The sequence below is a fragment of the Pseudonocardia sp. NPDC049154 genome, assembly GCF_040648315.1.
Classification (GTDB): Bacteria; Actinomycetota; Actinomycetes; order Mycobacteriales; family Pseudonocardiaceae; genus Pseudonocardia.
Genome location: NZ_JBEZDN010000034.1, coordinates 21,205 through 42,249 on the forward strand (window position 1 = coordinate 21,205; position 21,045 = coordinate 42,249).

General features: G+C 72.8%; 18 protein-coding genes. 14 read left to right on the forward strand and 4 right to left on the reverse strand.

Annotated elements, in window-relative coordinates; genetic code table 11:
- Positions 1-11 precede the first annotated feature (11 nt).
- Entirely contained in the window at positions 12-695 is a 684-nt protein-coding gene (locus tag AB0B41_RS18295) for an ATP-binding cassette domain-containing protein (RefSeq protein WP_358204555.1), read from the reverse strand.
- Positions 692-3,484 carry a branched-chain amino acid ABC transporter permease/ATP-binding protein gene (locus tag AB0B41_RS18300; RefSeq protein ID WP_358204558.1) on the reverse strand — a complete coding sequence of 931 codons (2,793 nt, stop codon included), beginning with the start codon at positions 3,482-3,484 and terminating at the stop codon, positions 692-694. The genes AB0B41_RS18295 and AB0B41_RS18300 overlap by 4 nt, the downstream gene beginning before the upstream one ends.
- A 161-nt stretch (positions 3,485-3,645) precedes the next feature.
- Between AB0B41_RS18300 and AB0B41_RS18305 the strand changes: the two genes are divergently transcribed.
- The 8 genes from AB0B41_RS18305 to AB0B41_RS18340 all read left to right on the forward strand — a co-directional run bounded on the left by AB0B41_RS18305 (position 3,646) and on the right by AB0B41_RS18340 (position 12,188).
- Positions 3,646-4,815: an ABC transporter substrate-binding protein gene (locus tag AB0B41_RS18305; protein ID WP_358204560.1), complete on the forward strand. Its 1,170-nt coding sequence runs from the start codon at positions 3,646-3,648 to the stop codon at positions 4,813-4,815.
- On the forward strand, positions 4,812-5,753 hold the full coding sequence (locus AB0B41_RS18310) for an SDR family NAD(P)-dependent oxidoreductase (RefSeq protein ID WP_358204562.1): 942 nt from the start codon (positions 4,812-4,814) through the stop codon (positions 5,751-5,753). Before AB0B41_RS18305 ends, AB0B41_RS18310 begins: the two co-directional genes overlap by 4 nt.
- 102 nt (positions 5,754-5,855) lie before the next feature.
- On the forward strand, positions 5,856-7,001 hold the full coding sequence (locus tag AB0B41_RS18315) for an LLM class flavin-dependent oxidoreductase (RefSeq protein ID WP_358204565.1): 1,146 nt from the start codon (positions 5,856-5,858) through the stop codon (positions 6,999-7,001).
- A gap of 3 nt (positions 7,002-7,004) precedes the next feature.
- Positions 7,005-8,492, forward strand: coding sequence for an NAD(P)/FAD-dependent oxidoreductase (locus AB0B41_RS18320; RefSeq protein ID WP_358204567.1), 1,488 nt, complete (start codon positions 7,005-7,007; stop codon positions 8,490-8,492).
- Complete coding sequence (locus AB0B41_RS18325) at positions 8,489-8,917, forward strand: nuclear transport factor 2 family protein (RefSeq protein WP_358204569.1); 429 nt, start codon at positions 8,489-8,491, stop codon at positions 8,915-8,917. The genes AB0B41_RS18320 and AB0B41_RS18325 overlap by 4 nt, the downstream gene beginning before the upstream one ends.
- Positions 8,914-9,873, forward strand: coding sequence for a cyclase family protein (locus AB0B41_RS18330; protein ID WP_358204572.1), 960 nt, complete (start codon positions 8,914-8,916; stop codon positions 9,871-9,873). The genes AB0B41_RS18325 and AB0B41_RS18330 overlap by 4 nt, the downstream gene beginning before the upstream one ends.
- A 9-nt stretch (positions 9,874-9,882) precedes the next feature.
- Positions 9,883-11,115, forward strand: coding sequence for an acyl-CoA dehydrogenase family protein (locus AB0B41_RS18335; protein WP_358204574.1), 1,233 nt, complete (start codon positions 9,883-9,885; stop codon positions 11,113-11,115).
- A 14-nt stretch (positions 11,116-11,129) separates the two neighbouring features.
- Complete coding sequence (locus tag AB0B41_RS18340) at positions 11,130-12,188, forward strand: acyl-CoA dehydrogenase family protein (RefSeq protein ID WP_358204576.1); 1,059 nt, start codon at positions 11,130-11,132, stop codon at positions 12,186-12,188.
- A 7-nt stretch (positions 12,189-12,195) separates the two neighbouring features.
- On the opposite strand, the gene AB0B41_RS18345 is transcribed toward AB0B41_RS18340, so the two are convergent.
- Both AB0B41_RS18345 and AB0B41_RS18350 read right to left on the reverse strand, forming a co-directional pair.
- Positions 12,196-13,359, reverse strand: a complete 1,164-nt coding sequence (locus AB0B41_RS18345; protein ID WP_358204578.1) for a serine hydrolase domain-containing protein — start codon at positions 13,357-13,359, stop codon at positions 12,196-12,198.
- Positions 13,356-14,993 carry a class I adenylate-forming enzyme family protein gene (locus tag AB0B41_RS18350; RefSeq protein WP_358204581.1) on the reverse strand — a complete coding sequence of 546 codons (1,638 nt, stop codon included), beginning with the start codon at positions 14,991-14,993 and terminating at the stop codon, positions 13,356-13,358. The genes AB0B41_RS18345 and AB0B41_RS18350 overlap by 4 nt, the downstream gene beginning before the upstream one ends.
- Positions 14,994-15,199: 206 nt before the next feature.
- Here AB0B41_RS18350 and AB0B41_RS18355 point away from each other — a divergent pair, with 206 nt between their 5' ends.
- The 6 genes from AB0B41_RS18355 to AB0B41_RS18380 all read left to right on the forward strand — a co-directional run bounded on the left by AB0B41_RS18355 (position 15,200) and on the right by AB0B41_RS18380 (position 21,030).
- On the forward strand, positions 15,200-15,946 hold the full coding sequence (locus tag AB0B41_RS18355; protein ID WP_358204583.1) for an SDR family oxidoreductase: 747 nt from the start codon (positions 15,200-15,202) through the stop codon (positions 15,944-15,946).
- Positions 15,947-15,957: 11 nt separating this feature from the next.
- On the forward strand, positions 15,958-16,914 hold the full coding sequence (locus AB0B41_RS18360) for an NADP-dependent oxidoreductase (RefSeq protein WP_358204586.1): 957 nt from the start codon (positions 15,958-15,960) through the stop codon (positions 16,912-16,914).
- The gene (locus AB0B41_RS18365) at positions 16,911-17,666 is read left to right on the forward strand and encodes an SDR family oxidoreductase (RefSeq protein WP_358204588.1); all 756 of its coding nucleotides are present in this window, start codon (positions 16,911-16,913) and stop codon (positions 17,664-17,666) included. The genes AB0B41_RS18360 and AB0B41_RS18365 overlap by 4 nt, the downstream gene beginning before the upstream one ends.
- 99 nt (positions 17,667-17,765) lie before the next feature.
- Entirely contained in the window at positions 17,766-18,665 is a 900-nt protein-coding gene (locus tag AB0B41_RS18370; RefSeq protein WP_358204590.1) for an alpha/beta hydrolase, read from the forward strand.
- A 25-nt stretch (positions 18,666-18,690) separates the two neighbouring features.
- A complete protein-coding gene (locus tag AB0B41_RS18375; protein ID WP_358204593.1) occupies positions 18,691-19,776 on the forward strand; it encodes an LLM class flavin-dependent oxidoreductase in 1,086 nt (361 codons plus the stop codon).
- A gap of 27 nt (positions 19,777-19,803) precedes the next feature.
- A complete protein-coding gene (locus tag AB0B41_RS18380; RefSeq protein WP_358204595.1) occupies positions 19,804-21,030 on the forward strand; it encodes a bifunctional 3,4-dihydroxy-2-butanone-4-phosphate synthase/GTP cyclohydrolase II in 1,227 nt (408 codons plus the stop codon).
- Positions 21,031-21,045: the final 15 nt, after the last annotated feature.

Genomic DNA, 21,045 nt, shown 5'->3' on the forward strand with positions numbered 1-21,045 from the left:
AGTCCTCCTGGTCAGAGATAGAGGTCTTGAAGGTCGTCGAGCCGCCCGCGAACGTCCGCGACCGGCCCTTCGAGGGCGATCTTGCCGCGGCGCAGCACCACGACCCGGTCGGCGACGGCGAGCGCCTTGGGCACCTGTTGCTCCACGAGCAGCAGCCCGAGGCCGTCCTCGATGCACGCGGTGCGCAGCGCGCCGAGGATGCGGTCCACGACCAACGGGGCGAGGCCGAGGGAGAGCTCGTCGGCGAGCAGCACGTCCGGCTTGCGGGCGATTGCCCTGGCCACGGCCAGCATCTGCTGCTGGCCCCCGGAGAGCAGGCCGACCGTACGGCCGAGGTGCGGACGCAGCTCGGGGAAGGCCTCGACGGCCCGGCCGGGGTCCACCCCGCCCGCCCGCAAGTTGTCCCGCGCGGTCAGCCCCATGAACACGCAGCGCTGCTGGGTGATGAACCCGAGGCCCTGCTGCGCCCGACGGTGCAGCGCGGACCGGACTGTGCGCCCGCGCAGCTCGACGTGCCCCTCCTGGGCAGCCAGCGCGCCAGCGAGGCCGAGCAGGGTGGTGCTTTTGCCCGCCCCGTTCGCCCCTAGCAGCGCGACGATCTCACCGGGGTGCACCTCGAGGTCGAGGCCGGTGACGAAGGGTCGGGCACCGTGCCCGACGCCGAGGCCGCGCGCTGCGATCACCGGGATCGTCATACCTGTTCCTCCACAACCGGCTCAGAGTCGTCGCGACCGAGGTAGGCGTCCACGACGATCGGGTTGCGTCGGACTTCGTCGGGCGGCCCCGCCGCCACGATCCGGCCGAAGTTCAGGGCGGTCACGGAGTCGCTGACCGACATCACGAACTCGACGTCGTGCTCGATGAGCAGCACCCCGATCCCGCGGACGTCTACGGTCCGGCGCACCAGCCGGGCGAGCTCGGCGGTCTCGCGGTCGTCGAGGCCCGCGGCGGGCTCGTCGAGCAGCACGACGTCCGAATCCGCTGCGAGAGCGCGGGCGATCCCGACGAGCTGACGCACCCCGTGAGGCACCTCGTCGATCTTCTTGGTCAGCTGGTCGGTGAGCTCGAGAAGCTCGATGGCCTGCCAGGCGGCGGGGCCGAGGTCGTCGGACTGGGGGCGTACGAGGTCGCCCGCGAGGCCGAAACGGCTGCGGGCTCGGGTCGCGACCCGGATGTTGTCCAGCACGGTCAGGTCGTCGAACAGCTCGAGGCTCTGGAAGGAACGGCCGAGGCCGAGAAGCGAGCGTTGCCATGTGGGTACGCCGTCGAACGAGTGCCCGCCGAGGGAAATCCGCCCCGCAGCCGGGGCGGCAAACCCGCTCACCGCGTCGAGGAGCGTGGTCTTGCCCGCGCCGTTCGGTCCGATGAGGCCGTGCACACGGCCCGGTTCGACGGTGAGAGACACCCCGTCGAGCACGTGCACCGCGCCGAACGAGACGTGCAGGTCCTCGACCGCGAGGGCACCGCGCGGTCGGGCATGGGCGGTCTCTGCCGGCTTGCTCGGCGCCGGCGGTGTGGGTGGCGGCTCCGGTGGAAAGAACCGCCGCAGGCTGTGCTTCGCCACGGCGGCGACGCCGTCCGGGTTCATGATCAGGGTGAGCAGAACCAGAAGCCCGCCGATCAGTGGGAGCAGGGCGAAGTCGTCCGTGTAGACGGTGTCGATCACCTGGGTGCCCAGGCCGCCGGGCACGAAACCCATGCCCAGCAGCGGCCCGGCGACGAATCCCACGCCACCGATCACCGTCCAGGCGAGCTGGTCGACCGAGCCCAGGACGTCGAAGTCGGTCCAGACGACCGAGGTGGTGCGGAAGGCCAGCAGCACCCCACCGATCGCGGCGATGACCGCGGAGATCGCGAAGGCACTGATCTTGACCCGGGCCACGTCGATGCCCACCGCCGCGGCGGCGCGCTCGTTACCGCGGACGGCCACGAACCGTCGGCCGGTCCGGCTGCGGCGTAGGTTCGCGACGGCCAGCGCCAGCACCGCGAACACCACCACGACCAGCGTGAGGTACCGCTCGGGATGCAGGATCGGGCTCAGGTCGAGGCCGAAGAGGCTGGGCCGCGGCACGGTGATCACCTGCGCCCGGCTGAACACGGTCGCCGCGAGGAGCACGTTGAACGCGAGGGTGACCACTGCCAGGCTCGCGCCCCGCATCCGGGTGGCGGGCAGCGCCAGCAGAATCCCTACAGGGACCGCGCCGACCGCGGCGGCGAGCAGCAGCAGCGGGAACGGCAGTCCGACGTACGTGCCGAGCAGTGACGCGATCACCGCTCCCACTCCGGCCAGGGCGAACTGTGCCAGGGACAGCTGTCCGGCGAACCCGGTGACCACGACGATCGACAGCATCACGACAGCGACGAGCATGCTGGTGAGCAGCGCGTCGTTCCAGACGTCGGGCAGCACCAGCCAGATCAGTACGAGCCCGACGACCAGCACGCCCCCGACGATCGGCCACCGGATCCGCCCGCTCCCCAACGCGGGCAACCGGGCGCCCAGGAACCCGCGCAGCGGAATGCTCCGCCCACGCAGGACCATGAGTCCCACGATGATCACGAAGGTCGCGATCGTGCTGGCACCGCGCAGCGGGATGTGCAGCGACGCCTGCGACTGCGCGAGCACGATGACGATCCCGCCGAGCACGGTGAGCGGGAAGGACACCAGCCCGCCGAACAACGCCGCCCCGAGCGCGGGGACGATCAGGTTGAGCATCGTGGTGAGGTCGAGCCCGCTGATCGGGGCCAGCAACGCACCGGCGAGCCCGGCGAGCGCACCGCCGAGGAACCAGTTGCCCATCGCGAGCCGGTTCGGGTCGTGCCCGAGCGCGGCACCGGCCATCGCGTTCTCCGCGGATGCGGCGGTGGCGATGCCGAAGGTGGTGAACCGGTAGAGCAGCCACAGCGCGAGCATGACGACCAGGGCGACGACGATCAGCAGCAGTCGGTCGAGACCGATCGTGACCTCGCCGCCGAGCGGGACGGGGCCAGTGGGCAGCAGCGAGGGGACGTTGCGCCCGTTGCTGCCGTAGCGGAGCAGGAGCAGCGACTGGATCACGATCAGCACACCCGCCGACGCGATGAGGTGGGTGAGCGGTGAGGCGCCCGCGAGCCTGCGCATCACGAGCACCTGGATCAGGACGCCGCAGAGTCCGCTGACCACGATCGCGACGACGAGCGCGAGGGCGGGCGAGAGGCCCAGGCCGACGGTGGCGTCCCAGTAGACGAAGCCGCCGAGCGCGGCTTGCGAGCCGTGGGCGAGGTTGAGCGTGCCGGTTCCGCGATAGATGAGCACGATGCCCAGCGCCAGCAGCCCGAGCATCGCGCCCGGTCCGAGCGCCAGAGCGGCGACCTGGAGTGTCTGGATCCCCACGAGCGACTCCTTCGTCGGCCTCGAGACGTGGCGCGCTGAGGGCGACGCCGGGTGGGAGGGTCCGAGTGCAGCCCGCCTCGGTGCGCCAAAATCTATATCAAATCGTCTGTGCATGGAAAGGCGCGATCTGTTTTCGCAGGCGAGAGCGTCGAGTGTTGAGCTTCACCCGTTCGGTGTGTTAGACATCCGCCGCCACGCGCGCAGCCCCGCGACCCGGTGCGTCCTCGCGTCCGACCGTCCTGTGGTCGGTCGCCTTCTCATCGATGGAGACGAGAATGAAGCTGCGATCATGCGTGCTCGCGGCCGTCCTGGTGACGGCCACCGCCTGTGGGACCTCGGGCGGCGGCGGGGGGTCGGGGGCCACCCTCGAGCTGTTCCAGATCGGCCCGATCGAGTCCCAGACGGCGTCGCTCCCGATGCTGCAGACCGGTGCGCAGGCGGCCGTCGACGAGATCAACGCGGCAGGCGGTGTCCACGGCAAGCAGATCAAGCTCACCACCTGCAACGACCGCTACGACGCCAACGAGGCCCTGCGCTGCGCCCAGGAGGGGGCGCGCGGGGATGCCGTCGCCCTCGTCGGGTCGCTGTCGAACTTCGGGGCCCAGGTCCTGCCGGTGCTGGAGGAGGCGGGGCTGCCGTCGATCGGCGCGGACGCCATCACGCCGGTCGACGCCCAGAGCACGGCCAACTACCTGTTCGACCCCGGTGTCCCCGCCTTCGCGGGCATGCCGTTCGTGGCGGCCCAGCAGATGGGGGCGACGAAGATCGCCTCCATCCACATCGAGACCGCAGGGACGGCCACCACCCAGAGCTACTTCGACCTCGGGGCGAAGGCGGCGGGCGTGCAGAACGTCGCTGTCTACGAAATCCCCGCGGACACCCTCGACTACGCCACCTATATCGCCCAGGCCACAGCGGCGGGCGCTCAGGTGTTCGTGTCCTCGATGTCGCCCGAGGCGAACCTCAAGTTGTGGAAGGCGATCGCCGACGCCGGGTCGCCGATCAAGGTGGTCGCCAGCGCGGGCACCGTGTCCGAGGCGGTGATCACCGAGGCCGGGGCCGCGGCGGAGGGCAGTTACGTCGTGGCGGGCACGCCGGACGCGAACCCCACCAACCCGACGGGCCAGGCGTTCACGGCGGCGCTGCAGAAGTACTCGCCGGGGACCGCGTCGTCGGGACTCGGACTGCGGGCGTGGGCGTCGGTGCACCTGTTCGCAGAGGTCGCCGGGGGCATCCAGGGCGACGTCACGCGGGAGTCGCTGACCGCGGCGCTGAACCAGGTCGACGGCCTGGACTTCCTCTGGATCGACGGGCTCTCGTTCGCCAAGCCGGGCCCGATCGCCGAACTGCCGCGGATCGCGTCCGCCACGGTGTTCCCGTCCCGCATCCAGGGCGGGAAGCTCGTGCCGCTGGACTCGCTCGACCCGTTCGGCGCCACCCCGTGACGGTCCACTTCGGTGGGCGCGTCGTGATCGTCACCGGCGCCGGGCGGGGGATGGGTCGCAGCCACGCGCTGCTGCTCGCCTCGCGCGGCGCCCGGGTCGTGGTCAACGACGTGGGCTCGGCGGTCGACGGCACCTCGCCCGGAGGTGACCCGGCCGCCGAGGTCGTGGCGGAGATCGTCGCGGCGGAGGGTGAGGCGGTGGCCGACGCCTCCGACGTCGGCGACCCACAGGGCTGCGCCGATCTGGTCGACGCGGCGCTGACCGCCTACGGGCGGATCGACGCGATCGTGCACAACGCCGCCGTCGTCACGTTCCAGCCGTTCGCCGAGCTCACCGCCGAGGTCTGGGACCGGGTCCTGCGGGTCAACCTGTCGGGCCCGTTCCACCTCACCCGCGCGGCCTGGCCGCACCTGATCGCGGGCGGGGGCGGGCGGCTGCTCTACATCGGCTCGGCGGGGCCGCTCTACGGCGTTCCGGCGCTGGCGCACTACGGCGCGAGCAAGACAGGGCTGATCGGCCTGGCCGGGAGCGTGCGCTGCGACGGTGCCCCACACGGCATCCGCGCCAACGTGCTCTGCGTGGGTGCCCACACCCGGATGACCGCCGCGATGCTCAAGGAGGACCCGGAGCGCGAGGCCTGGTTCCGCGAGCACTACCGCCCGGAGCGCACCAGCGCCGCCGCGGCGTGGCTCGTGCATCCGGACTGCCCGGCGGACGGCGGGCTGTTCCAGTGCGTCGGCAGCAGGCTCGCGCTGGTCCGGATCGCCGAGACCGAGGGGCTCGTCGTCCCCGGTCTCGACCTCGACGACGTGGCCTCCCGCTTCGTCGAGGTGGAGCGCGGCGAGCTCATCGCATTCCCGGACCAGGCGACCTTCGCCGCGTACGTCACCGTCGTCCACCAGCGGATATGGGAGTCGACGGGTCAGCCCTCGACGTAATCAAGTCGTTTGTATATGGTTGACGGACCGGCGCGTGGAGCCCTCTCCCGCGGCCCGCGCCGGTTCCGGACACCGCAGTCCCCGGCATCAGAGGAGAGTTCCGTGAAGGCTGGCGTGTCGTTCCTGTTCGCGAACCACGACGACTGGGGTCGCTTCGAGGCCCAGGAGCGTGGCGAGGACGTGCCCGGTCGCTCCGCCAAGCCGGACGACCAGGTCTGGCGTGAGGAGCTGGCGCTGGGCGCACTCGTCGAGCCGCTCGGCTTCGACTCGCTCTGGACCGTCGAGCACCACACGACCCCGTACACCATGCAGCCCAACCCGCTGCAGCTGCTCGCGTACTTCGCGGGCGCCACCACCAGGATCGACTTCGGCACGATGGTGCTGGTCTTGCCCTGGCACAATCCGCTGCGCGTCGCCGAGGACCTCACGGCGCTGCAGAACATGATCGGCCCGGACCGGCGGATCTACGCCGGCGTCGGCCGCGGCGCGGCCCGCCGCGAGTTCGGCTCGCTGCAGATCCCGATGGGGGAATCCCGGCAGCGCTGGGTCGAGTCCGTGGAGATCATACGCAAGGCGATCACCGAGGACCGCTTCACCTACGACGGCAAGATCTTCCAGCTGCCGGAGACCTCGCTGCGGCCCGCGCCCGTCAGCACCCAGGTCGCCGACGACATGCACGCCGCCTGGGGCAACCCGCAGACGATCCCGTACGCCGCCGAGCTGGGGCTCAAGCCGATCATCATCCCCAAGAAGACCTGGGACGAGTACGCCGTCGAGCTGGCCGAGTACGGTGCCCTGCGCGCGCAGCACGGCTTCGAGCCGGTGCAGCCCATCATCGCGGTGTCCTGCTACGTCCACACGGACGGCGAAGCGGGCGACAAGCGCGCCTACCAGCACTTCCTGGAGTACGGCGAGAGCTCGCTGAAGCACTACGAGCTCGGTGGCAGCCACTTCGCCGACATCCCCGGCTACGAGGCCTACCGGGACAACGCCGCGATGTATCGGGACGGCGCGGGCAAGTGGGCGGACGTGTTCGTGAAGAACAACGTCTGGGGCTCGCCCGAGCAGGTCGTCGCCGGCATCGAGGAGATCCGGCAGAAGGTCAATCCGTCGCAGTTCGTGTTCCTGCTGCGGTTCGGGTCGATGAGCGCCGCGGACGGCGAGCGCAACATGCGGCTGTTCGCCGAGAAGGTGCTGCCCGCCGTGCACGCGATGCCGGCCGGGGAGCCGGTCGCGGCCGCGAGCTGAGGCATGGGCGAGCTGCGGGTAGTGATCGTCGGGGCCGGGATGTCCGGGCTCTACATGGCCAAGATGCTGGCCGACCGCGGGATCGGCTTCACGGTCCTGGAGAAGGCCGGGGAGGTCGGCGGGACCTGGCGGGACAACCGGTACCCGGGGCTGTCCGTGGACATCCCCGCGGCCCGCTACCAGCTGGAGTTCTCTCCGAAGTACGACTTCTCCGCCGCCTTCCCGAGCGGGCCGGAGATCCAGGACTACCTCGTCGGGGTCACCGACGAGCACGACCTCCGCCGGCACATCCGGTTCGGCGTGGAGGTCGTGGACTGCCGGTGGACTGGTGGGGAGTGGCTGCTGACCCTTTCCGACGGGGACGAGCTGGGGGCCGACGTCGTCGTGGCGGCGACCGGGTTCCTCCGGGTCCCCACGCTGCCGCGGCTGCCGGGGCTCGACTCCTTCGCCGGGCCGGCGTTCCACTCGTCGGCCTGGCCCGAGGGGCTGGAGCTGGCCGGGAAGCGGATCGGGATCGTCGGGAGTGGGTCCAGTGGGATCCAGCTCACGGCCGAGCTGGGCGCACGCGGACACGCCGTCACCCAGTTCGTGCGCACGCCTCAGTGGATCGAGACCAACCTCAACCCCGCGCTGGCGCCGGACGAGCTCGACCGGGCCCGGTCCGGCCCCGAGCAGGGCGCGGAGGTCCTCGCCGCGCTGATGGGGCGGATCGGGCAGGACCCCCGGCTGTCGGACCCGTACTGGAAGCTGGCCGGGGCGGGGGACAAGCGCCCCCTCGCCCAGCAGGCGCTGCGCGACGACGTCGCGGCGATCCGCGACCCGGAGCTGCGCGCCGCGCTGACCCCGGACTTCCCGCCCGGCTGCAAGCGGATCCCGAAGTCCCCCACGTACTACGACGTGGTGCAGCGGGAGAACGTGCGGATCGTGCGGGCGGGCGTCGAGCGCGTCGTGCCAGAGGGGCTCGTGACCCCGGACGGCACCGTCCACGAACTCGACGTGGTGGTGTGGGCGACCGGTTTCGACACCCACGCCTACACCAGCCCGATGACCGTTCACGGCCGCGACGGCCGCACCCTGCACGAGGTCTGGGCGGGCAGGCCGTACTCCTACCGCGGGGTGTCGGTGCCCGGCTTTCCCAACCTGTTCCTGCTGCACGGCCCGTTCAGCCCAATCAACAACGTCCCGGTCCCCGACACCCTGCGCGACGAGACGGGCTACCTGTGCCGGCTCGTCGAGATCGCCGCGCGGGACCAGGTGGCGCTCGAACCCACCCACGAGGCCACTGAGGCCTTCCGCGCTCGGTTGGCAGAGCTGATCCCGCAGACCGTGTGGGGCAGCGGCTGCACCAGCTGGTACCAGGGTGCGGACGGGCTCCCGGTGATCTGGCCGTGGTTCGAGGCCGAGCATCGCGCGCTGTTCGCCGACCTCGCGGAGCAGGACCTCCTGCGAGTCCCGCTGGGGGTCCCGGTCGCCGCCGGGGAGGGCGCATGAGCCGCGAGCTGCTCGACCGGCTGGAGATTCTGGAGCTCTACAGCCGCTACGCGCTGGGCATGGACCGGGCCGACCGCGAGCTGTTCGTCTCGGCCTGGGCGCCCGACGCGACCTTCGTGTGCGAGGCCCTGAAGCTCGACGCCGTGGGCCGTGACGCGATCCTGGACTGGTTCGACCGCGGCCCCGGCAAGGGCACCCCGATCCCGGGTGCGGGCGGCAACGTCAGGCTGGCGGGCAACCACGTGATCGAGCTGGCGGGGGACCGGGCCACCGGCCGCGCAGAGCTCGCCGCGTTCCGCTACACCGGGACCGTCGTGCACCCGTACGCCATCGGGAGCTACGACGACGTGTTCGTCCGGACCGCCGAGGGCTGGCGGATCGCCCACCGCGACATGGTCGTCAACCCGGTGGTGCCCGCGCCATGAGCAATCCCGCAAGTGCCCCGGGCCGGCGCACCCACACCCGCGCGCACGTCGAGGCCCTCGCCGCGAAGTACCGCACGTGGGGCCACTGGGGCCCCGACGACGAGCTGGGCGCGGCCAACCGGGTCACCCCCGAGCGGATCGTGGCCGCGGCCGGCCTGGTGCGCCGCGGCGCGGTGTTCTCCCTCGCCCTCCCGATGGACGGCGAAGGGCCGATGACCGGGCGCAACGGCCGGGTCAACCCCCAGCACGTCATGCTGCGCGACGGTGGCGACATGGCCCCCGGTGACGTCCAGGGCTATACCGACGACGCCGTCTACCTGCCGCTACAGGCCTCCACGCAGTGGGATGCGCTGTGCCACTTCTTCCACGAGGGCCGCGCCTACAACGACCGCGGGCCCGAGTCGGTGACCAGTCGGGGCGCGGTGCACAACAGCATCACCGGGCTGCGGGACCGCGCCATCGGCCGCGGTGTCCTGCTGGACCTGCCGCGCGCCGCGGGCAGGCCGTGGTGGGAACCGGGCGAGGCGATCCAGCCCGAGGACCTGGAGCGATGCGCCGCCGTGCAGGGCGTCGAGGTCCGGGAGGGCGACTTCCTGCTGGTCCGGACCGGGGAGATCGCCCGGAGACGCGCCGCGGGTGGCTGGGGCGACTACGCCGGTGGCCCCGCGCCCGGGCTCGGTGTGGACAGCGCGGAGTTCCTCTGCCCGCGCGGGATCGTGGGCGTCGCGACGGACACCTGGGGGATCGAGGCGATCCCGTACGAGGCGCCGCTACTCGCCCCGCTGCACGTGATCCTGCTGGTCAACGCCGGAATCTACATCGGCGAGATGTGGGACATGGAGGAGCTGGCGGACGACTGTGCCGCCGACGGCGTGGGCGAGTTCCTGCTCACCGCGCCGCCGTTGACGATCACCGGTGCGGTCGGGTCCCCGCTGAACCCGATCGCCGTCAAGTGAGGGGGACCGGTGGACCTGAGCTACCCACCTGCGGCGGACGACTTCCGTGAGGAGATCCGCGGGTTCCTGCGAGAGCACCTCCCGCAGGGCTGGACCGGCTGGGGCGCGCTGCCGCCCGCCGAGCGTGAGACGTTCGTGCGGGACTGGCGGGCCCTGCTCGTCGAGCACCGGTTCCTGGGCCTGACCTGGCCCGCCGAGTACGGCGGAGGAGGGCGCGGGCTGCTGGAGCAGTCCATCCTGATCGAGGAGTTCGTGCGCATCGGGGTGCCGTTCCTGCCGCACCCGAACGACACGTTCAGCCTCAACCTGCTCGGCCCGACGCTGCTGCACGCGGGGACCGAGGAGCAGCGGTCGCGGTTCCTGCGGCCCACGCTGACCGGCGAGATGCGCTGGGCCCAGGGCTTCTCCGAGCCCGACGCGGGCTCGGACCTGTTCAACCTGCGCACCCGCGGGGTCGTCGATGGCGACGAGCTGGTGCTCGACGGGCAGAAGGTCTGGCAGACCGCGGGCACCACCGCGAACTGGATGTTCACCCTGGTCCGCACGGACCCGGCGGCGAGCCGGGCCAAGGGGCTGTCCTTCGTGCTCGTCCCGCTGGACCAGCCAGGCGTCGAGGTGCGGGGGATCCGCACAGCGGCCGGGGAGGTCGAGTTCGCCGAGGTGTTCCTGACGGGGGCCCGCGCGGCGCTCGGCGACGTCGTCGGGGGGCTGGGGAACGGAGCCGCGGTCGCGCTCGCGCTGCTCGGCTACGAGCGCGGCGCTGGCGGGGTGGCGGCGGCGCTGGGCATGGCGATCGAGCTGGAACGGCTCGTCGAGCTGGCCCGCGCGAACGGCGCGGCCGCCGACGCCCGCCTCCGGTCCCGGGTCGGGGCCTGCTGGACGCGGGTGCACGTGCTGCGCTGCGTCGCGCTGCGGGCGCTGTCCGCCGGGCTCGAGGGCAAACCACCCGGCCCGGAGTCCTCGCTGGTCAAGGCCCTGACCGCGGAGCATCACCAGGTGGCCACCGAGCTGGCCATGGACATCCTCGGGCCGGCGGCGCTCACCCCGAACGGGCCCCAGCCAGCCGAATGGCTCCGGCCCCAGCCCCGCGGCTTCGACCCACTGTCCAGCACCGCGTGGGTGTCGGACTTCCTCAACGCGCGGGCCGGGACCATCTACGGCGGCTCGAGCGAGATCCAGCGCACCACGATCGCGGAACGGATCCTCGGCCTGCCTGCCGAGGTCCGGGGAACCGCCCGCTGACGGAAGGAGCTGTCGTGCGGTTCTCGCTCGACGACGACCAACAGGATCTCCGGCGCACCGTGCGCACCCTGCTGGAGCGCACCGCCGACGCACGGGCGGCCGTACCCGCGGGAGAGCCGGACCGGGCCCTGTGGGACCGGCTCTCCGGCGAGCTCGGCCTCGCCGGATTGGCCGTCCCTGAGAAGCACGGCGGCGCCGGGGCAGGCATGGTCGAGCTGGCCGTGGTCGCGGAAGAGCTCGGGGCGGCGCTGGCCGCGGTCCCGTTCCTGTCCACGGCAGTCGTCGCCGCCTCGGCACTGCAGCTGACCGGCGACGACGCCGCTGCGGCCCGCCACCTGCCCGAGATCGCGAAGGGCTCGGTGGTCGCCGTCGTCCTGGGCGAGCCCGCCCGGGTGCACGGGGACGTGCTGTCCGGGGCCTGGCCAGCGGTCCCCGACGCGGCGGACGCCGACCTGCTCCTGGTGCCGGGAGCCGGGCCCGGCGGGCTGTCGCTGTACGCGGTGGACCCCACCGCTCCGGCGGTCCGACGCACGGTGCCCGAGGCGCTGCTCGACCCGAGCAGCCCGCTCGCCGCGGTGGAGCTGGCCGGCGCAGCGGGGACGCGGCTCGGTGCCGCGGGCGGCGCTGCGGGCTGGTGGGACCGACTTCGTGCCCTGGCCGCGGTGGGGCTGGCCGCCGAACAGCTCGGCGGCGCGCGGCACTGCCTCGACACCACCACGGACTACCTGCGCTCCCGGATCGCCTTCGGCCGCCCGATCGGCTCCTTCCAGGCGCTCAAGCACCGGTGCGCCGGGCTGTACCTGGAGGTCGAGGCTGCCCGCGCGGTCGTCTACCACGCCGCCTGGTCCGCCGCGGCCGGCGCCGACCTGGACCTGATCGCCGACGCCACCGCCGCCCACACCAGCGAGACCTTCCGCCGGGTGGCGGGCGAGGCCATCCAGTTACACGGCGGGATCGGCTTCACCTGGGAGCACGAGGCCCACCGCTACCTGCGACGGGCCTGGGCGACCCGACAGCTGTTCGACACCCCCGACACCCGCTACGACCGCATCGCCGAGGGACTCGGTGCCTAGGAGCCCGTCAGCGATCCAGCGCCGCCCGAGCGGCCTCGGCGACGCCGACCGCGCGGGGGTCACCGAGCAACGACATCCGCAGCTGGTTCGTCACGTAGGCGAACCCGCTGCGGCGCACCGGATCCGCGAAGGCCAGCGAGCCGCCCGCGCCGGGATGGCCGAAGCAGCCAGGGCCGAACATGGGCACCGCCTCGTTGGCGAGCTGGTAGCCGAGACCGAACCGGGTGGGGCGCAACGTGATCCGGTCCTCCCCGTCGGACACGACCACGGCCGCGGCGGCGACCGTGTCCGGCGCCAGCAGCGGGTCCGTCGCCCGCACGCATGCGCCGTACATCTCGGCCAGGGCGCGGGCGTTCGTCACGGCGTTGGCGGCGGGGATCTCCGCGGCCCGCACCACGGGGTCGTTCCAGGCCGCGGCGTCGGGCGTGGGCAGCACCCCGTTGGTGGTCAGCGCCCGCACCAGCGGCGAGCCCGGGTCGGACCGCGCCGCCAGCAGCCGGTCGACGGCCGCCAGCGCGGCCGGATCGGTGATCAGGTCCCGTTCCGCGGGGCGCGGCACGTCTGCGACGAGCGGGGCGATCCCCACCTGCTCGGCGACGGGTACCCCGATCCGCAGCCCTGGGCCCACCTCGGCGCCCAGCTCCCGGGCCACGAACGCGCCCACGGAGGTCCCGGCCACCCGACGCACCAGCTCACCGACGAGCCATCCCCAGGTCAGGGCGTGGTAGCCGTGCGTGGAGCCGGGCTCCCAGAGTGGCGCCTGCTCGGCGAGGACGGCGGCCGCCCCGCCGGCGAGCACCTCGGCCAGCGTCAGCGGCTTCTCGACCACCGGCAGCCCCGCCCGATGTGCCAGCAGCTCCCGCACCGTGATCCCGGATTTGCCCGCGGCACCGAACTCCGGCCAGTAGCGCGCCACCGTCCGGTCCGGATCGAGCGCGCCGCGCTGCACCAGGAGGTTCACCGCGGTCGCGACGACTCCCTTGGTCGCGGAGTACACGACCGTCGTGGTGTTGCGCTCCCAACCCGCTCCGCCCCACAGATCGACGACCAGCTCGCCGTCCCGGACCAGCGCGCAGCTGCCGCCGGAGCGGTCGAGGGAGTTTACCGTGGCGGCGAAGGCCTCCCGCACGCTGTCGAATCCGGGGACGGTCCACCCCTGCACGGCGCTCACGCGCCGGCCAGCTCGGTCGCGAACTCCGCCCGAACCTGGGCCTTGACGATCTTCCCGGTCGCGGTGCGCGGCAACGGTCTGTCGGTCAGCACCAGCGTCGACGGAACCTTGAACGCCGCCATCCGGTCGCCGAGCAGGGCCCGCAGGTCCGCGGCCGTGGGCGCCTCGCCGCCAACCCGGACCACAGCGCACACCTCCTCGCCCAGCACCTCGTGCGGGCGGCCGAGCACCGCGGACTCCCGCACCCCGGGCAGCCCGTCGAGCACCGCCTCCAGCTCCTCGCAGTACACGTTCTCCCCGCCCCGGATGATGACGTCCTTCTGCCGGCCCGCGAGGTGCAGGAACCCGTCGTCGTCGACTGTCACGAGGTCCCCGGTGCGAAACCAGCCGTCGCGGAACGCGGCGGCGGTCTCGGCGGGCAACCCGTGGTAGCCCGCGGCGACCTGCGGCCCGCGGACGTGCAGCTCGCCGACCTCGCCCGGCCGGACGAGCCGGTCCTCCTGGTCGACCACCCGGACCTCGACCGTCGGCAGCGGCCTGCCGATGCTGGTGGGACGCTCCACGAAACCCGGCCCGCTCAGCGCGACGACCGCGGACGTCGTCTCGGTGAGCCCGTAGCCCGTCGACGGCTTCACGGCGGCGCCGTAGGTCTCGGCCACCTGCGCCACCGCGCGGGGTGGGGCCAGCGCGCCCCCGAACCCGAGCCTGCGCAGGCTGGGCAGCGGGACGCCGCCCGCCGCATCGAGCAGGCCTGCGACGACCGTCGGCGGGCCGACGAGGTCGCGGATCCCCTCCGCCCGCACCAGTCGCACCGCCGCGGCCGGGTCCCAGCGGTACATCAGCGCGATCGTGCTGCCGCGGAACGCGTTCCCGGTCAGCAGCGTCAGCCCCGCGATGTGGAAGAGCGGGAACACGATCAGCGTGGCGGCCGCCTCGCCCGTCGGGCTCTGGCGCAGCTCGGCCTCGGCCCGCAGGCCCATGCTGAGGATCGTCGTGGTGTGGTTGCGGTGGGTGCCGAGCACGCCCTTGGGGCGCCCGGTGGTGCCGGAGGTGTAGAGGATCGTCGCCACGTCCTCGGGCGTCGCGGGCGCCGGCTCGGTGATCGGCCGGCCCTCCAGGAGCTCCTCGAACTGCACGACTCCAGGCCGCGGCGTCGCGCGCACGCCGACGACACCGCGCAGCCACGGCGCCGCGTGCAGGTCCGTGGTGCGATCGAGGCGGTCGTCGTCGGCGACGAGCACGGCCGGGCGACAGTCCTCCAGCACCGGCCGCAGCTCGTCGGCGACGTGCCAGGCGTTCAGCGGCACCACGACCGCCCCGAGCAGCTGCGCGGCCCAGAAGGTGAAGACCCACTCCGGGTAGTTGCGCAGCCCGATCGCGACCCGGTCGCCCGGCCCCACGCCGAAGCGCTCGCGCAGCGCGCCCGCCGCGGCCGTGACCGTGGACCACTGGTCCGCATAGGTCCAGCGCTCGCCCGCGTAGACGAGCGCCGTGCGGTCGCCGTGCTCCCGGGTCGCCGCGAAGGCCTCCCCGAGAGTGCGGGGCGCGCGGTCGAAGACCGCCATCGGCACGCCGCCGACGGTCTCGCGGCGCAGCGGGTACGGCCCGGCGGGCCCGGTCAGCTCCTCGAACACGCGGGTCGACCTCCGTTGGTCCTGCGGTCTCCGTCGAACCTAGCGCTCGTGAAGAATGTGTCAAGACGATTGTGTACGAAATGGAGCGCTGCTAGCGTTCGCGTCGTTGACCAGGGTCGGTCACTGCGGACAGCGCCGGGGGCGCCCGCACCGGCCCCTCGGCGGATCCGTTCCCGGCCGCCGGACTGCGGACCGAGGAGCGGCGCATGGATTTCGACAAGCGCGTGGTGATCGTGACGGGCGCGGCCAGCGGGATCGGCGAGGCGGCGAGCAGGCTGTTCGCCTCCCGCAACGCGCGGCTGGTGCTGGCGGACAGGTCGGCGGGCCCGCTGGCCGAGCTCGCCGAAGAGCTCGGCGGCACCACCGACGCCGTCGCGGTGCCCACCGACCTCGCTCGCGAGGACGACATCGCACGGCTGTTCGCCCAGGCCGTCGCCGAGTTCGGCACGGTCGACCACCTCTACAACAACGCCGGCATCCTCGACGAGACCGGCCCGCTGCTCGACACCACCGCGGACACCGTCGACCGGCTGCTCGCCGTCAACACCCGAGCGCCCTTCCTCTGTCTGCGCGAGTTCGCCAGGATCCTCGTCGGTCAGGGCAAGCCGGGGTCCACCGTGGCCACCGGCTCGGTGGCGGGGACCAAGGGGGTCAAGGGCGAGACGGCCTACTCGATGAGCAAGCACGCCATCATCGGCATGACCCGCTCGGCTGCGGCGGAGCTCGGCCCGCATGACATCCGCGTCAACATCGTGCTCCCGGGTCGGATCGAGACGCCCATGATCACGTCGCTGGGCGACCAGGCGGTCCATGCGCAGGTCACCTCCACCCGCCCGATCGGCCGGGTGGGACGTCCCGAGGAGATCGCGGCGCTGGCGGCCTGGCTGATGGGCGACGAGGCCGGTTTCGTCACCGGGGCGGTCTTCACCGCTGACGGCGGCTTCACCTGCTGAGGACACCTCGGATGCGCGCAGTGGTGGTGACCCGCCCCGGCGGGCCGGAGGTGCTCGAGGTCCGGGAGCTGCCGGAGCCCGAGGCCGGCGGTGGGCAGGTCCGGATCCGGGTGGCGGCCGCGGTCGTCAACCCGACCGACACAATGTTCCGCACACGGGGCCCGGACGAGACCGACGACGCACCCGGGCCCTGGATCCCCGGCATGGAGCTGGCGGGCCGGGTCGACGCCGTGGGCCCGGGCTCGCGCTTCCGGGTCGGTGACCGGGTGATGGCGGTGACCACCCCGCGCAGGCCCGAGGGTGGGGCGCAGGCGGAGCTCGTCGTCGTGCCCGAGGGCGGCGTGACCGCCGTCCCCGAGCGACTGTCCGACGCCGAGGCTGCCGGGATCCCGATGAACGGCCTGACTGCGCTCGGGGCGGTGGACCACCTCGGCCTGGAGGCGGGAGGAACGATCGGGGTCACCGGCGCCGCGGGTGCGGTCGGCGGGTACGTCGTCGAGATCGCGAAGGCCCGAGGTCTGCGGGTGCTCGCCGACGCCGCTCCGGCCGACGAGGAGCTCGTCCGCGGGTTGGGAGCCGACGTCGTGGTCCCGCGCGGCCCGGACGTCGCGAAACACTTCCTCGACGCCACGGACGGTGCGGGTGTGGACGGCCTGGTGGACGGGGCCGTGCTCGACGCCGCCGCCCTCCCCGCAGTCCGCAACGGAGGCACGCTCGTCACTGTCCGGTTCTGGGCGGCCCCAGCTGAGCGGGGTGTGCGGGTGGTTCCGGTGCTGGTCCGCCGGATGCTGGAGGACACCGCGGGCCTCGAGACCCTCGCCGGGATGGCCGTCGAGGGCACCCTCACCCCCCGAGTCGCCCGGATCGCGCCGCTGAGGGACGTGGTTGAGGTGCACCGGACCCTCGAACGCGGCGGCACCCGCGGGCGGCTCGTCCTGGATCTCACCGAAGACGGGAGCGACGCATGACCGGACGGTTCGACGGCAAGACCCTGTTCGCCACGGGTGCGGGCGGGGCGGGCATCGGCGCCGCCGTGGCCACGCGGTTCGCCGAGGAGGGCGGGCGGGTCGCGGTCGTCGACCTCGACGGCGACTCCGCAGCGGCGGTGGCCGACCGGCTCAAGGGCGCCGTCGCGCTGCAGTGCGACGTCGCGGACCCGGACGCGGTGCGCGCGGCGGTCGACACCGCGGTCGCCGAGCTGGGCTCGCTCGACTGCGTCTACACCGCGGCCGGGCACGCGGACGTGGGGCCGATCGCGGAGTGGAGCCTCGAGCGATGGAACCGCATGATCGGGGTCCACGCGGGCGGCACCTTCCTGGTCTGCCAGGCCGTGCTCGACCACCTCGCCCCCGACGCCTCGATTGTCACGACGGCGTCGTTGGCCACCGTCGTCGCCCAGCCCTTCAATGCCCCCTACGGCGCGGCCAAGGGCGCGGTCGCCTCCTTCTCCCGGCAGCTCGCCTTCGAGCTGGCGGGCCGGGCGCGGGTCAACTGCGTGGCCCCGGGCCGCGTCCGAACCCCCATGACCGTGCCCCTCTACGCGATCCGCGGCGGCGGCGACCTCGCCGAGGGGGAGCGGCTCGCCGGGTCGACGACCCTGCGCCGCTCCGTCGCCACCCCCGAGGAGCTGGCCGGGCCGGTCTGCTTCCTGCTGTCCGCGGACGCGAGCTTCGTGACCGGTCAGCTGCTCGTGGTCGACGGCGGGGAGACCGTCGTCTGACCGTCGATCCACACGTCAGTACCGCAAGACGACAGGCACTACCCCACCTCGCCGGTCGGCTCCCTCGAGCCGCCCGGCTTCGCGTCAGGGAGGACGCAGATGGTCTCGCAGCGGGTGAACGCGGTCGCCACCGGCAGATACGCCTTCATGTTGGAGAACCCCGAGCTCGGGCTGGAGGACTTCCGGATCGGCTTCGACCGGATGCTCCCGGACCCGCCGGCCGACGTCGTCGTCCGGGAGGCGACGGTCGGCGGCGTGTCCGGGCGTTGGATCGAGGTGCCGGAGAGCGGCCCGACCACGCTCCTGCACATGCACGCGGGCGGCTTCATGATCGGCTCGTCCTACTCGCACCGGGAGATGGCCTCGCGGATCGCGCGGGCCGCAGGCGCCCGGGTCTTCCTGCTCGACTACCGGCTGGCCCCGGAGAACCCCTACCCGGCCGCGCTCGACGACGTCCTCGCGGCCTACCGCGGTCTGCTCGCCGAGGGCGTCTCGCCCGCCGACCTGGTGATCTCCGGTGACTCCGCGGGCGGCGGCCTGGCCGCTGCGGCACTGATCGCCCTGCGCGACGCCGGTGACCCGCTGCCCGCGGCAGGGGTCTTGCTCTCGCCGTGGGCGGACCTCACGCTCACCGGCGACTCGATGATCGCCCACGAGTCCATCGACCCGTTGGTGCGCAAGGACCTCCTCGAAGGCATGCGGCAGGCCTATGCCGCCGAGGCGGACAAGGCCGACGTCCGGCTCTCTGCGGTCTTCGCGGACTACACCGGCATCCCGCCGCTGCTGGTCCAGGTCGGCTCCACCGAGGTCCTGCTCGACGACTCGGTGCGGATCGTCGACCGCGCCCTCGCCGCGGGCGTCCGAGCCGAGCTGCAGGTCGGCTACGAAATGGTCCACGTCTACCAGATGTTCGCCGACGAGCTGCCCGAGGCGCAGGCCGCCATCGAGCGCATCGGCACGTTCCTCCGGTCCCTCGCCCCCGTGCCCACCGGCGCCTGACTCCCCACCGAACCAGGAGAACCCCGTGAGGATCACCTACCAGATGTTCTTCTCCAACCCGGCGCGGCTGTCGGACGAGGAGTTCTACCGCAAGGAGATGGACCTGGCGCTGCTCGCCGAGCCGCTGGGCTTCGACGGAATCTGGTGCGTCGAGCACCACTTCGACAGCGACTACGCGATGTCCCCGGACAACGTGCTGGTGCTCGGCTACCTCGCCGCCCGGACCGAGAAGGTCACGCTGACCACCGGCGCGGTGATCGTGCCCTGGAACGACCCGCTGCGCGTCGCGGAGAAGATCTCCGTGCTCGACCAGCTGTCCGGCGGGCGGGTGCAGCTCGGCATCGGCCGCGGCCTGGCTAAGATCGAGTACAACCTCTTCGGCATCGACATGGCCGAGTCCCGGGAGCGGTTCGACGAGGCGTCGGCAATGATCCTCTCCGCGCTGGAGAAGGGCGTCATCTCCGGTGACGGTCCCTTCTACCCGCAGGCGGAGGCCCCGATCCGGCCGGGCCCGCGGCGGGACTTCAACGACCGCACGGTCTGCATCGCCATGTCGCCGGACTCTCGCGAGCAGGCCGCGGACATGGGCGTCGCCATCTCGACGTTCTCGCAGTTCCCGCTCGAGGTGCACATCCAGGGCTTCGAGGAGTACCGGGCGCGGTTCCAGGAGAAGCACGGCAGGCCCGCGCCACCGGTCACCATGAGTGACCAGGTCTACTGCTCCGAGGACGCCGACGAGTGTGCCGCCACCGCCCGAGAGTACACCGCGCGCCACCTCGCCCTGGCGCTCAAGCACTACAAGTTCGACGACGCCGAGCACTTCCGGAACCTCAAGGGCTACCAGTCCTACACCGCCGCGGCCGAGCAGATGGCGGCCGCCGGTCAGGAGGCCGCCTCCGAGGGGTACTACCAGACGCAGCTGACCGGGACCCCGGACCAGATCGTGGAACGGATCCAGCATCGTCGCGAGCAGATCGGTGAGTACCACCAGAACTGCGGTTTCTCCTTCGCGGGTCTCCCGCACGACAAGGCGGAGAAGAGCATGCGGCTGTTCGCCACGGAGGTCCTGCCGCGGCTGGAGAAGCTGGGTCTGCGCGAGCCCTCCGCCTGAGCACGCGGACCGGACGAGAGGGATGAGATGAACGCCGTGGACCGTGTCGAGGCCGCTCTGACGGAGCTGCGTCGGGGCCGGATGGTTCTGGTCGTCGACGACGAGGACCGGGAGGACGAGGGCGACCTCGTCATGGCCGCGGAGCACGTCACCGCCGCGGACGCGGCGTTCCTCATCCGGCATACCAGCGGTGTGCTGTGCGTGGCGATGCCCGACGGGCGGGCCGACGAGCTGGACCTGCCGCTGATGGTCGCCGCGGGCGACGACCCCCGGCACACCGCCTTCACCGTCACGGTGGACCTCAAGGCGGGCACCACGACCGGGGTGTCGGCCGCGGACCGCGCTGCGACCATCACCGCGCTCGCCCACCACGGCACCCGGCCCGCCGACCTGTCCCGACCGGGCCATGTGTTCCCGCTGCGGGCGCGGGCGGGCGGGGTCCTGGTCCGGGGCGGGCACACCGAGGCGACGGTCGACCTGTGCCGGCTCGCGGGGCTGGCCCCGGTCGGGGTGCTCGGCGAGGTCACCTCCGACGACGGGACGATGACACGCGGCCCGGCGCTGCGGCGGTTCGCCGCTGACCACGGCCTGGTACTGCTGTCGGTCGCCGACGTCGTGGCCTACCGGCGGGCGCACGAGACGGTCGTCCTCCGGCGGGACTCCGCGCGGCTGCCGACAGCCCACGGCGAGTTCGCGATGACCGCGTTCAGCGATCTCGTGACCGGCGCCGAGCACCTGGCCCTGGTCCGCGGCGAGGTCCGCGCGGGGGCGGGTGTGCTCGTGCGGGTGCACTCCGAGTGCCTGACCGGGGACGTCCTGGGCTCGCGGCGCTGCGACTGCGGGCAGCAGCTCGACGAGTCGCTGCGGCGGATCGCCGAGGAGGGCCGTGGGGTGCTCGTCTACCTGCGCGGACACGAGGGGCGAGGGATCGGGTTGGCCGCGAAGGTCCGGGCCTACGACCTGCAAGACGGTGGTCTCGACACCGTCGACGCCAACCTCGCCCAGGGCCTCGGCACCGACCTGCGGGACTACACCGCGGCGGCCGAGATCCTGCACGCGCTCGGCGTCCGCGGCGTCCGGCTGCTGACCAACAACCCGGACAAGGCCCGCGCGCTGCGCGAGCACGGCATCGACGTCGCCGCGCGGATCGCGCTCCGGATCACCCCGAACGCCGACAACCTGCACTACCTCGCCACGAAGTCCGCGCGGCTCGGGCACGACCTCGCCGAGCCGAGCGGTGCGCGGGTCGGGTGAGACCGTGACACCGGG